Source organism: Vibrio sp. 1402, assembly GCF_033340275.1.
The window spans coordinates 83,171-95,794 of sequence record NZ_JAWOWE010000004.1 but is presented as its reverse complement, the minus strand read 5'-3'; the positions used below and the strand labels follow the sequence as shown (position 1 = coordinate 95,794).

Sequence of the window (12,624 nt, the reverse complement as noted above, 5' to 3'; positions counted from 1 at the left end):
TCTGGATTGTTCGAAAGGGGTGCGGAGACGAACATAAATGAAAAAGCAGCATTGGCGACGCCGTTCGCTTTTTCCAGACAGCATAGTGACACAGCGGAAAGTGACTGTTTTACAAAGAGGAGCTCGTTATGAAAGCGCCTCGAAACCTACGCAGGATCTCAATGTTGTGCACGTCAATCACCGACAATTGTTGAGTGAAGGCGTCATAAATTATGAGCAGTTATCTTTACTTCAACGCTTGTTGGATAGAAATGTCGTCGATAGCCTATGCGCTAGCCAGTTAGTTAAAACGTATCAAAAACTTGGTGCTTCGATAGACCGGTTTGCCATGCGTTTATTTTTGGAGATTGGATCGCAGCTCAGTGATAGCAGCACAATCACAACGTTCGAACAAAGGCTGGACTACATCAACTCTCGTCTGGGCTTTCGCTTTAATTTGGCTGTCCCAAAAACGTTGATGCTTTGTTTCCATTTATCACTCAACGAGTGGATTAACCGACAAGTCGATCAAAGTGCTCTTCATGCTTCGATTAAAGTTGAACAACTTATCAATCAACTCGATATTCAGAAGGAATATTGGTCGAAGCTATCAGGGGAAGACACCAGTGCCGTCTTTGTTCAACAGCAACTCGATCTTATTAAGAGCCAGCAGCATCAACTTAAAAAGCAACTTGGGACGTTAAGCGAACAACAGTTGCAAGTGATTGAATGTCATCGTTTGTTAATTGAGAAGTGGCAACCGTCTTTAGACGAGCTGAAAGGGTTCGCGGAGTACACCTCTACAACCGAACAATTTATTTCTGAGTGGAAAAATTGGTGTTCGGAAGTGCGACTTGAAGCCCCCGAGCTGAACGAAGTTTGGGATGCATGCGATGTGGTTTACAACGACCAAAATGCGGTTGCGAAAGTATGGCAATGGTTCAAGAACATGCAAACTGTTGGTGATATCGATCACTACTATTTTGATACTCAAAGTGGTCAGTGCGGCCAGGCTTGCAATCACCTCAGCCAGATCTAAATAGGGCGTTAAATGTTAGATAAGATGATGAAATCTTTAGCGGAAGCGCTAAAGGTAGGGGATTTTATTGCCTCAGAAAATGGTTCTTACAACATCGAGGTTGACCAGTTATCACTGACCATCAAGCAACATGCGTCATGGATTTTATGGGAAGCGACGTTACCCTTCCAGTTTAAAGAGCATCTAGATTATCAACAAGAACAAGCGTTACAACGTTGCATGCAGCTCTCATTAAAAACCATTCGTGAGGATGGCGGCGTACTGACAACCAATGATGATCAGCAATTGATTTTGCAAAGTAAAGTAAGGGTTGAGGACTGTTCGGTGGAACGGTTCTCTGCTTTGCTTTCTAAGCACGTCAATCTATGTGAGCGTTACATTGCATTATTGGAACAAGAACGCGTGAACCACACAATCAACCATACAGTGTGGTTACCATGATGCTAAAAATCTTTCCCAACATTAGGCGTGCTGCAACAAAGGCATTGTTATGCGCAGTGAGTGTTGTTCCTTTGGGATACGCGCAAGCAACAGACTTACACTGGCCCGAACAACCGTTCCGCTACTATGCAGATAATGACTCATTAAAAGAGTTGTTGAATAACTTCGGTGCAAATTATCGTGTCTCGGTTTCTGTTAGTGACAAAGTCAACGATCGAGTGAATGGGCGTTTTACCCCTGAAGATCCGGCGGAATTCCTCGATTACTTATCGCAAGTGTACAACTTGATGTGGTATTTCGATGGAGCCGTCTTACATGTCTATAAGGCGACAGAAACTCGCTCACGTTTACTTCAATTGGAATTACTTACGGCTAGAGAGCTACGCAGTACGTTAATTTCCACCGGCGTTTGGGATTCTCGTTATGGTTGGAGAGCTGCTGAGAGCAAAGGGTTAGTCTATCTTGCGGGTCCTCCACGTTATGTCGACTTAGTGGTACAAACGGCGGAGGCATTGGAAACGCGCTTGCTGCAGAAATCGAATTCAACCGACGAATTATTCGTTGAGATAATTCCTTTGAAGTACGCTTCTGCAACGGATAGAGAAATTGCATATCGAGATCAGACAATTACGGTCCCGGGCATCGCATCGGTGTTAAAACGGGTCGTGTCTGGTGTTCAAACGCAAGTGGCGAGTGCGTCTAGCAAAGAAGTTACCAGTCCAGATAAGCCTGTAAAAAGTAATAAAACCGCCTCAGTTCATGGTGGCGCAACAGTTGAAGCAGAGCCGGGTCTTAATGCGATTATCGTTCGTGATACTCAAGCACGATTACCGCTCTATCGTAAACTGGTCGCGCAATTAGACCAGCCGCAATCAAGAATTGAAGTCGCGCTATCGATTGTCGATATCAGTGCCAACGATTTAAGTCAGTTAGGCGTGGATTGGCGAGCGGGAGTGTCTGTCGGAAACAACCGCATTGTCGATATCAAAACAACAGGTGATGTGAATTCGGGGGATGTGACGCTCGGCAGTGGACAGAACTTTAAGTCCTTGCTTGATTCAACCAACCTAAATTACTTGCTGGCTCAAATTCGTTTATTGGAATCCAAAGGCAGTGCTCAAGTGGTTTCAAGACCAACATTGTTAACTCAGGAAAATGTCGAAGCGGTACTGAACAACAGCAGCACTTTTTACGTCAAGCTGGTTGGTAAAGAAACCGCAGCGCTGGAAGAGGTCACGTATGGCACGTTACTGAGAATTGTCCCACGTATCGTTGGTGATAGATTTGCTGCACGACCTGAAATTAACCTGAGCCTTCATCTCGAAGACGGTGCAAAGATCGCTGATGGTGGCGTCGATGATCTTCCTTCCGTTCGTAAAACTGAAATCAGCACCTTAGCGACGGTTAAACAAGGGCAAAGCTTACTTATCGGTGGTGTGTACCGAGATGAAGTGAGCCATCAGTTACGTAAAGTGCCATTGCTAGGAGACATCCCATATTTAGGCGCGCTGTTTAGAAGTAATACCAACACTAAGCGCCGCACAGTACGAATGTTTATTTTAGAACCTCGAATTGTTGTGGATGGTATTGGCGATAGTGTGTTGATTGGCAACGAATATGACTTGCGACCAAGTATCGGCAAGCTTAACAACATCTCCAACAATAGCGCTGAATTTAAATCGGTAGTGGAAGTATATAGCTGCACATCGAGGGTTCAAGCCGAGCGCTATCAACAAGACTTATTGTCACAGCAAAAGTCGTCTCAATTAACGCAGTGCCAATTACCAACAGGGCAAAAGGGTTGGCGGGTGAAAGTATTGGAATGTGATGACTCACAAAGTGAGTGTGTGCGCCCTTCAGAGGAGTCTTAACCGCGATGCAGCAATGGAAAATTCGTATTTTATCAGGCGTGCATACCGGAGTAGAAGTCACCTTACCTGAAGGTGCTCTCGTGCTTGGCAGTGACGACTTTATTGCTGATCTTGTACTGTCTGATGCTGGGGTCGAAGCGAACCATTTCACCCTCGTTTGCCAGCAAGACTCGGTCATTTTACGAGGCTGCGAAGAGGCAAATATTAACAGTGAAGACATCGCTGTTGCAGGTGATGGTATCGAGTTGTCACGCCATGCTGTTGTCTCGGTCGGCGTTGTGAAGTTCGCTCTGGGATACGCGGAAGATGCGTTAATTGTGAGTAACGTCAGCGACGAATCTAGCCAACAGAATACACCTGTGGTTGCTGTGCAACGCTCTAGCTGGAAAAAAACAACGCTCATCGCTTTGCTCTGTAGTTTTGTCCCGAGTGTCATTTTTGCCGGTATGTGGTACAGCCAAGCTAACGGAAACAACAATGAAATTGTTACAGAAGCAGAACCCATTGTTTTGGTACGTAACATCTTAGGCGAGCTCAAACTTAGCGACGTTCGTGTGGAATGGAATGCCGCCGCACGCCAAGCAGTCTTAGAGGGCTATGTTGAAGACCGAACACAGAAACTCGATCTGCTTGGTCGAATTGATGTATTGGGCATCAATTACAAAAGTGACTTAAGAACGATGGAAGAAATCCGTCGCGGGGTTCGATTTATTTTGCGCAACCTCGGCTATCACCAAGTGAAAGTCGAAAATGGCGATGAGACCGGCACACTGCTGCTGACGGGCTATATCGATGATGCAAGCCGCTGGAACCAAGTTGAACAAATCTTGGAGCGAGACGTGCCGGGTCTTATTGCGTGGAAGGTTGAACTGCAGCGAGCGGGTGCCTACATGGATACGCTAAAAGCGTTATTGACGGATGCGGAGTTACTGAAAAAAGTCCAGTTGGTCACCAGCGGTGATCGCATCGAAGTTCGTGGTGAGCTTGATGATATCGAAACGACTCGATTTTACGGTGTGACCCGAGACTTCCGGGAACAATATGGTGAGAAACCGTACTTAGTTTTGAAATCCATACCTAAGGTGAGTAAAGGCACCAACATCGATTTCCCGTTTCGTAGCGTCAACTTTGGCCAGGTTCCATATGTGATTCTGACCGATAACGTTCGCTATATGGTCGGTGCAAGAACGCCTCAGGGCTACCGAATATCCAGTGTTACACCTGCTGGTATTGAGTTGGTTAAAGGCGGGCGGGTGATAACAATAGAACTTGGATATGAAGGTGAGACGAACAATGACAAATCTTGAACAAATTTTAAATAACGACACAAACGGTGCGGAAGTGCACAAGATTAAGAGCAAGCTCTTAGAAGCACAAGCGATGGTGAAACGTCAGTTGGATTTAGGGTGCTCACCACAGCAGTACCAATTGCTACTCAAACAGTATGAAGCTTACACAGCCGCCCATGCGGTCGTTGAATCATACGAAGCTAACTAAAAAATACGAGGAAGTCTTATGTCATTTTACGATGCTAGTAACAGTGTAAACCTTGATGATGTTAAAGCTAAGTTAGAACAACAAGCGAAAGATGCCAACACAGAAGTGACGGCAGCCATCAAGAACCTAGAAACCAATGCCGATGATCCATCAAAGCTTGCCGAGCTTCAGCACGCGATCAACAAATGGTCTGTTGTTTACAATATCAATGCGACCACCACTCGTGCGATTAAAGATGTGATGCAGTCGATTCTCCAGAAGGTGTAAAGCATGGAACGAGAAACGCGCCAACTGCTGGCTGAAATCGCGCTGATGGCAACAGGTATGCATCGTCATCAAGAAGCCAACACCATTGCAGATGGCCTTGAAGCAAGCTCAGGTTCTGAAGAGACCGTTGCGATGATTCGTGCAATGAGCCTCATGAATAAAGGCTTGTATGAAGAGGCTCATCAATTACTCGAACCACTTTGTAACGCCTATCCAGATCTGATCAGCTTAGCGGCTCTTGCTTCTGCCAAAGCCGGTTTACTGAGCAAAGCGGAAAGCTGGGTAGAACTTGCGTCACAAGGAAGCGAAGAAAGCCAAGCATTTGCTGCGAGCTTTTCTCAGGACATTAGGAATCTTGGATGATCATTGATTCAAGTAACCTAAGTCTTCAACACCAATCTTTGCGTCAGTCGGAGTCGCGCCATTATGAGCGGAGCGATGAAGACAAGATGAAAGCACTCATGGAGCGAAGTAACAAGCAAGAGCAAGTTTCACATGTTTCTCCAAAAGAGACGCTAGAGAAAACAGAAGCCAAACTGGCGGAGATTAAAGCGTGGTACGAATCATTAAAAGACGCAGAGGTTGTCAGTAAACAAAGTGTCTTATCATCGTTAAATGAAGCGTTCTCCGACCCTCAAGTTAAACGAGAGGCAATGTGGTACGCCTTTCATGAGGCGAAGAGTGCAAAAGGCAACGAGCAGCCACAATCTGATTTGTTAAAGGTGTTGAAGCAGGAGTTACTAGGGAATTTTTCGGGACAGCTTATTGCCGAACCACCTGCTGATAAAACAGCACTAAAAGCAATGCTAGCGCAGCATTTTCCACTGGGTGCCCAGAAAGAACAAGCCTTATGGCATTGCTGGGCAGAGTTGAAGTCGTTACCTGATATGGCATCAACACTGGACATGGTTCGTGATGAACTTAGCTTCATGATCCAAAAAAATGCGATGGTGAAAAACATCATGACTCACAGTCACAAGTTAGATTTATCTTAGGAGTACATATGATAAACACGCAGTACACCGAGGTGATGCAAACCAACATTGATAAGTTACAGGATGCGCAAGTCGAAGACGGTTTAAGCGAACGTTTTGAGCAAGCTATGTCGGTTCCCGAGGCAAATAATGGCCTGGAGGGCGGTTTGCTAGAAAACATCAGCGAGTTGAAAAACACTATCGATAACGCGAAAAGTAACCTGCAAGACAACATGAAGATGGTGGGTGATGATCCGGCGCAATTGCTGCAAATGCAGTGGGCATTGACACGCATTACTTTTCAAGAAGAGCTGATCGCGAAAACCGTGGGTAAAACCACACAAAACGTAGAAACGTTATTGAAGGCACAATAGTGATGATGAATAAAATGAGAGCAGTTTTCATCATGCTCACGTTGTTTCTGGTAGGTTGTCAGACCGAGCTATACACCAACGTTACTCAGAAAGAGGGTAATGAGATGTTGTCGATCTTACTATCCGAAGGTGTCGTTGCAACAAAAGAACCTGACAAAGACAACACCGTCAAGTTAATGGTAGACAGTTCTCAAATCGCCTTCGCGGTAGATGCGCTAAAGCGAAAAGGTTATCCAAGAGAGCAGTTTTCCACACTGAAAGAAGTGTTTCCCAAAGACGATTTGATCTCGTCACCATTAGCAGAACGAGCACGTTTGGTATACGCGAAATCTCAAGAGCTCTCGTCAACCTTATCTCAGATTGATGGCGTGCTGGTGGCACGTGTTCATGTTGTTTTGGAAGATCAAGATCTGCGTCCAGGAGAGCGCCCAACTCCAGCTTCTGCCTCCGTATTTATTAAACACGCAGCAGATATTGCGCTTGATTCATATGTTCCGCAGATCAAATTATTAGTGAACAATAGCATTGAGGGGCTGAACTACGATCGAATCAGCGTAGTGATGGTACCCTCATCAGAGGTTCGAGTTGCTACTCAAAACAATCAATTTAAAAGCATTTTGTCGGTTCAGGTCACCAAAGAGACGGCGAATAATCTTATCGCCATTTTGGTGTTCTTGGTAGCGGCACTCATCGGCTCGAATATCGCTACTTTTACATGGTGTCGTAGGAACACGAAGCGTGGTTAAACCAGAAACACCACTCGCGCAGGTACAACACCAGTTTAACTATGCGCCTTGCCAGTACATCCATAGAAGTTGGATAGAGCAAAAGCAGCCTTGGTTACTAAATATCGAAGGTTGGAGAGATAACCCCATGTTCAACCAATGGTGTATCAATGAGTGGGCGTTATCTCCCGTTCCTGAGACGGCTTTTAACAGACCTTGTCATAGTTTGGCATTGCTCCCGACAGACGCGTTGAATCAACTCGTATTGATGGTGGGTGGAGCTTTGCATTGTGTTGCGATGCGAAGCGTTGTCTTAAAACATCCTAAACAGGTTCTGAACAACGTTTTTGGTTTGGAAGGCGCTCGGTTCTTAATTCAAAACGGGCCGATGCTGTTATCCTGCTGGCCGCAAGGCTGGCAGCGTTCGTTACCAGAACTACTGGATGAAAGGTCTGTTGAAGCAAGCATGAGGGCGCTGGGATATTTTTGGATGAGGTTTATTTTGATTAACTCACCGGAAGATGTTGTTCTTCGTTGGCAATTCAAATTGGAAAAGCAACTTAGCGAAAACGCAGAAACAGCTAACTGGTTGGAAGCGGATCAACGAGATCTGGCGTATCGACTCACAAAAAAAATCGCAAAACAGGTTATTCCTCAATGGTTTCATTTGTTGAAATAAAAACAGACAATTTGCAGCTGGCACCTGGCTTAAAGGTGCTGAAAGCGAAAGATTATGCCAGTTATCTGGATTCGCAACACTTAGTTGAAGCCGCGAACTCCAAAGCTGAAAGCATCATTGCTAATGCCCAACAAGCCTACGAAACCGAAAAACAACGTGGTTATCAAGATGGCCTTGCACAAGCCAAGATTGAAAATGCGCAAACGATGGTTGAAACCTTAGCACGTTGTAATGACTACTATCAGCAAGTCGAAGAAAAAATGACAGGTGTGGTGTTAGAAGCAGTACGTAAGATCATCGATACCTTCGATGATGTCGATACCACGGTGAGTGTAGTTCGAGAAGCGTTGCAACTGGTGAGTAACCAAAAGCAGGTCATTTTACATGTCCACCCAGAGCAGGTTGTTGAGGTGAGAGAAAAGGTGGCTGGTGTATTAAGTGATTTCCCTGAAGTCGGTTACGTTGACGTGGTAGCAGATGCGCGCTTGAAAAATGGAGGCTGCATTTTGGAAACAGAAGTTGGGATCATCGACGCTAGTATTGATGGACAGCTGCATGCATTAAAGCAAGCCATGGTGAAGCAGCTCAGCGAGCGTAAAATTACGATTCATGAATGAACCTCAAAAACTCAGCACTTGCTGAGTTTTTTCATTTTAATGCCTTTAAACAAAAAAAATCCGACCATTTCTAAAATATTCACTGCCATAAATCCTTAAGAATACACCTAAGAAAGCTGCTTAGTTGATAAGTCTTGCAACTAAGCAGCGCATCTAAAACAACAAAAATAGGATTATTTAGTCGAATGGCTAATGGATTTATAACTTCTTTACTGACAGATTTTGCCAGCCGCTGCCAATTGGAGCCGTTGGTTTTTGATGAGGATGATTGTTGCCATCTACTCGTTGAGCAAAACACAGCAATCACAATTCGTGCACAAGAAGATCGTGTGACGCTTATCGGGCTGATTTCAGGTAATAAACCGAGTGCTGATATTTTGCATCAACATATGAAAGATGCCTTAACGCAAGGCTCTCCAGCGGTATGCTGGGAGGAAGAGACCGGATATATCGGTTTCATACACCTGCCTCAGCAACTGCTAACTGCATCTTTTTTCGATGAGTCATTTGCGAATTTCATCGAGTGGTTAAAAAGTGCGAATACACAAGAAGTAACCAATAAAACAACCGAAGTACCGGAAACGAATACCACTCATTTTTCCACATTAAGGGTTTAAAACATGATCAGTTTTGGAAGTGTTAGCGCGTTGCAGGCTGCCATGCCGCAAGCTCGTAACGAGATACTTAACCAAGGTAAGCTGAGTATTGGTGGCAAAGAATACCAAATCAACGCAGCGACCCAAGAATTTACTCGCGCCAATCCTACGAATGGTGCAGTAGCGCGATTTTTTGAAGCGACAGGAAAACTGTTTCGCGAAGGTAGCCCACAATCGGTAGCGAAAGCCCTTACAAAAGCCGTATTTGATAATGAGCAAGGACAAGCTCAGCGTTTACAAGCTGCTTCTTCTGTTGAGCATGGACAAATGTTCTTCAAAGATGGAAGCATAAAAACCGCATCAGATGTCTTAAATGCCTTTGCGAAGTTAGACAGTAAATCAGTTCAGTCGAACTCTGCTGAGCTAAACCAGTTAGCAGAGCGAGCGATGACAGAGGCAATGTTAGAAACCGATTCTGGTAAAAACCTCACATCACTGATTGGCGAAAGTGCAGCGAAGTCGCTTGCTGGACGTGTAGTAAAAGACTACGGCGGTGGTGTATCTGCAGCGCAGAAAAACCCGGCAGGTAGCATTAATCAAATGCAAGCGGTGTTTGATATGGAGGTGATGCATCTTAAATCGGCGCAACGTCATATCGAAGGTCTAGCAAGCACCGATCTAAGCCAAGGTGTATACGCTGAAGGACTGGCGGAGGGTGCGTTTAACAAAAGTGGCGTAACCAATAATGTTGAAAGAGCTGCGGCGTGGATCATTAATGCTTCTAACTCTAAAGGAAACGATGCCGAAAATATTACGTCTTTACTGAAAGAATACGCGTCTAATGGTAAAGATTTATTGAATATGGAAAACCTAAAAGAGCTACACGCTCGATTGGTGCCTAATGTTGAGCGTGATTACCGAGGGCCAAATATTTCGGGTGGCACTTTGCCGTCAAGTATTGGCGGTGAGGGCATGTTAAAGCAGCACATTGAAGGCTTTTTGAAAGAGAACCCTGTAGAAGATAAAGACTTAGGTAAACATTTGTTCGCCGGAGTTATCGGGTACCATGGCTTTACCGATGGAAATGGTCGCATGGGGCGCATGCTATACGCGATAGCAGAACTTCGTAACGACTCGTTCAATCCTTTAGCTATGGATGCAGAAAATAGCCTTCACGGTATTAAGTGATTTTCTACTTCTATTTAATTTTTGGAGCGGCGATTGCCGCTCTTTTATTTTCCAGCTTAACCTTAATTTTTCTTCTCAATAAAACGGCTAATAGCAATAAAAATGAGACGTTGAAATAAAGTGTCGGTTTCTATCTCGCCATAAAATCTCTTTTATCCTTATTCGCTTATTTAAATGAGCCGTTATACCCAAGTGGCTTCGCTGAAATAAATATATCGATGTCACTTAGTTATAATAAATTAGACAGGACACAACATGGATACAGGAAAGATTAATATGCTTCTCTCTGAGCTAGGAGAAGTGCTGAACCTTGAGCGCGTGACAGCGTATGACGATCAAATGTGGTCACTGCATTTTGCTGAAAACAACAGTGTCGATGTTCTGCTCGTAGAGGAAAAAGGCGAGTTATTGATTTCCAAAAACCTGCTTATAGAACAAGATGATATTACGCTAGATAAACTTCAAGTTTTACTTGAATACAACTTCTTGTATCGAGAAACAGGTGGTGTGCAGTTTTGTGTGAATCCAACACGCAAAGACGTTGTTCTTCAAGTTGCTATCGCGGCTGGAAGTGAACTCACCAACATTGCTAACTTAATCATTCAGTTGAATGAATTAGTTGATACTTGGGGACAGTTATTTCAAAACAACACGGTTGTAGATTTTAGCCAAACAGACGTACACGCATTTATTCAAGTTTAAGGCATCACACATGGTCAATATTAATACATCGCACATGCACTCGTTGAGTCAGTTAACGTCACATTTGGCGACACAAAATCAGGCTGACGACAAAGAGGTTCGAGCACACAACGGCAAAGATATTTTTGTTAAAGAGGGTGCACCAAAAAATAAAAGTATCAGCGCGCGTATTAGCCACCAGAATAAAGCGAAAGATATTGTAGTGAACCTGCTTACTAAGCAGGGTATTCCTAAAGATGTTGCGAAGCTCATGCTGAAAAATGTGTTGAACGGTGAGAACAAGTTAACGCTTGGGAGCCTGAAAAATCTTGAGAGATTGTCGTCTGGCCCTAGCTCAAATTGGCCAACGGCACAAACGGCAGCCTCTTCTTCCAAAACCAATAAAGCCTCATCGAGTGTCGCGCTTATCAACGAACATAAAGCCAACCTTCAAAAGCTTGGTGATTTTGCCTGTACGGACTTAAATACGTTCGGTGTTAAGGGGTCACAGTTTTATGAAACAAAAGGAAAGCCACGACTAAAAGAGCTTCACGCGGATCAAGCGCGAATCATGCAAGATCACAGAGCGACGATGTCCGCAAACGGAGTTCAAGCTGCAGCACAAAGAGGAACCGCACCGCAATTAAGCACTCTACAGAACATTGCTAAGGCAGTACAAACCGCGAAAGCCGGCTGCTGTACTACATTTGCTTTTGCTGCCGCCGCTGAGATGATTCAAGGCATGTCAGGAACACCTGAAAGTGAACCCAAAGTAGAAGTGGTTGCGTTTAAAAAGGGTCATTCAGGTACACACCTTTATGTACTGGTTGGTCGACAAGAGGGGAGCGACATAAAAGATCCATCAACGTGGAGTAAGGATGTGAAAATTGTTGACCCGTGGGCGACATCTGCATTCGGTGCACCAATGTTTGGAGATGCACAACGACCACCTGTTTCGAATATGTTCCCGCCAACAGAAGTCATTTTTGATAGCCATAAACTGGGTTAGTCACTCTGCAAAAGAAGTGAGCAAATACACCATGCTAAGCATCTAACCTTTATTGAAAGAGCAGCTCTTTTTTATTACTCTGGCAACTCGTTTTTAGAGCGAGATTTCTGCGGAAAACCTCACAATGAAGGCGAAAAAGTGACAAAAATAAAGCCATTACCGACATCGTTCAATCTGCAATCGTTGTTCAATAGAGTTATTGAAACAAAAGGAAAAAGTTATGAACACGATTCAACAACTGCTCTTGGAGTTTTGCCAACTCAATGAGTTGCCCGAACTGAATTTTGAAGAAAATGAACGTTGTCAGCTACTGGTCGATGATCGCTACATGTTGTATTTCATCGCTACAGATACGGATGATTTGATGCTGTCTGTAACGTTCGGAGGGTTAGAAAAATCCGGTGAACAACGACTAAAAGGTTTAGAGCTTCTTGCTCATGCTAACTATCAAGGAATTGGTAGTGGCAGCCTCGCACTTGCTTTAGCTCCAAATGGTCGACAGCTTGTCTTAGCAGGACGTAAACCCGTTGAGCATCTAAATACGACGAACCTTACCGCTTGGTTTCACGAAGTTATTGAACAGGCCGAGCTGTGGCAAGCGCGTTTCGCAATGTTGGATCAAGCGATTCCAACCACCTCTAATCATGAACAAGCTCATGTTCAATCACTTCGTGTGTAGGAGAGAAA

At 44.5% G+C, this 12,624-nt stretch carries 17 protein-coding genes; all 17 read left to right on the top strand.

Annotated elements, in window-relative coordinates:
- Positions 1-37 precede the first annotated feature (37 nt).
- The 17 genes from R7044_RS09300 (at position 38) to R7044_RS09220 (ending at position 12,616) form a co-directional block, all read left to right on the top strand.
- Positions 38-1,018 (top strand): T3SS regulon anti-activator ExsD domain-containing protein, encoded by a 981-nt coding sequence (locus tag R7044_RS09300; RefSeq protein ID WP_005377193.1) that lies wholly within the window; start codon positions 38-40, stop codon positions 1,016-1,018.
- 12 nt (positions 1,019-1,030) lie between these two features.
- The gene (locus R7044_RS09295; protein WP_005377195.1) at positions 1,031-1,459 is read left to right on the top strand and encodes a YscB family type III secretion system chaperone; all 429 of its coding nucleotides are present in this window, start codon (positions 1,031-1,033) and stop codon (positions 1,457-1,459) included.
- On the top strand, positions 1,456-3,330 hold the full coding sequence (gene sctC, locus R7044_RS09290) for a type III secretion system outer membrane ring subunit SctC (protein ID WP_005377196.1): 1,875 nt from the start codon (positions 1,456-1,458) through the stop codon (positions 3,328-3,330). Before R7044_RS09295 ends, sctC begins: the two co-directional genes overlap by 4 nt.
- Before the next feature lie 5 nt (positions 3,331-3,335).
- Positions 3,336-4,637, top strand: coding sequence for a type III secretion system inner membrane ring subunit SctD (gene sctD, locus R7044_RS09285; RefSeq protein WP_005377197.1), 1,302 nt, complete (start codon positions 3,336-3,338; stop codon positions 4,635-4,637).
- On the top strand, positions 4,624-4,827 hold the full coding sequence (locus tag R7044_RS09280; protein WP_225455489.1) for an EscE/YscE/SsaE family type III secretion system needle protein co-chaperone: 204 nt from the start codon (positions 4,624-4,626) through the stop codon (positions 4,825-4,827). Before sctD ends, R7044_RS09280 begins: the two co-directional genes overlap by 14 nt.
- 18 nt (positions 4,828-4,845) lie before the next feature.
- Complete coding sequence (gene sctF, locus R7044_RS09275; protein WP_005377199.1) at positions 4,846-5,094, top strand: type III secretion system needle filament subunit SctF; 249 nt, start codon at positions 4,846-4,848, stop codon at positions 5,092-5,094.
- A 3-nt stretch (positions 5,095-5,097) separates the two neighbouring features.
- Positions 5,098-5,457 carry a YscG family type III secretion system chaperone gene (locus R7044_RS09270; protein WP_005377200.1) on the top strand — a complete coding sequence of 120 codons (360 nt, stop codon included), beginning with the start codon at positions 5,098-5,100 and terminating at the stop codon, positions 5,455-5,457.
- On the top strand, positions 5,454-6,089 hold the full coding sequence (locus R7044_RS09265; protein WP_005377201.1) for a YopR family T3SS polymerization control protein: 636 nt from the start codon (positions 5,454-5,456) through the stop codon (positions 6,087-6,089). Before R7044_RS09270 ends, R7044_RS09265 begins: the two co-directional genes overlap by 4 nt.
- Positions 6,090-6,097: 8 nt before the next feature.
- Entirely contained in the window at positions 6,098-6,442 is a 345-nt protein-coding gene (gene vscI, locus R7044_RS09260; protein WP_005377202.1) for a SctI family type III secretion system inner rod subunit VscI, read from the top strand.
- Positions 6,442-7,188: a type III secretion system inner membrane ring lipoprotein SctJ gene (gene sctJ, locus R7044_RS09255; protein WP_086012989.1), complete on the top strand. Its 747-nt coding sequence runs from the start codon at positions 6,442-6,444 to the stop codon at positions 7,186-7,188. The genes vscI and sctJ overlap by 1 nt, the downstream gene beginning before the upstream one ends.
- The gene (gene vscK, locus R7044_RS09250) at positions 7,181-7,846 is read left to right on the top strand and encodes a SctK family type III secretion system sorting platform protein VscK (RefSeq protein WP_005377204.1); all 666 of its coding nucleotides are present in this window, start codon (positions 7,181-7,183) and stop codon (positions 7,844-7,846) included. Before sctJ ends, vscK begins: the two co-directional genes overlap by 8 nt.
- Positions 7,825-8,463, top strand: a complete 639-nt coding sequence (locus R7044_RS09245; protein ID WP_005387146.1) for an HrpE/YscL family type III secretion apparatus protein — start codon at positions 7,825-7,827, stop codon at positions 8,461-8,463. Before vscK ends, R7044_RS09245 begins: the two co-directional genes overlap by 22 nt.
- Before the next feature lie 185 nt (positions 8,464-8,648).
- Positions 8,649-9,080, top strand: coding sequence for a type III secretion system chaperone (locus R7044_RS09240; RefSeq protein WP_005377206.1), 432 nt, complete (start codon positions 8,649-8,651; stop codon positions 9,078-9,080).
- Between the two features lie 3 nt (positions 9,081-9,083).
- A complete protein-coding gene (locus R7044_RS09235) occupies positions 9,084-10,247 on the top strand; it encodes a VopS family T3SS effector adenosine monophosphate-protein transferase (RefSeq protein ID WP_005377207.1) in 1,164 nt (387 codons plus the stop codon).
- A 255-nt stretch (positions 10,248-10,502) separates the two neighbouring features.
- Positions 10,503-10,949: a type III secretion system chaperone gene (locus R7044_RS09230; protein WP_033906168.1), complete on the top strand. Its 447-nt coding sequence runs from the start codon at positions 10,503-10,505 to the stop codon at positions 10,947-10,949.
- Between the two features lie 10 nt (positions 10,950-10,959).
- Positions 10,960-11,937, top strand: a complete 978-nt coding sequence (gene vopR / locus R7044_RS09225; protein ID WP_054579503.1) for a type III secretion system effector VopR — start codon at positions 10,960-10,962, stop codon at positions 11,935-11,937.
- Between the two features lie 220 nt (positions 11,938-12,157).
- On the top strand, positions 12,158-12,616 hold the full coding sequence (locus tag R7044_RS09220; protein WP_005387141.1) for a CesT family type III secretion system chaperone: 459 nt from the start codon (positions 12,158-12,160) through the stop codon (positions 12,614-12,616).
- Positions 12,617-12,624: the final 8 nt, after the last annotated feature.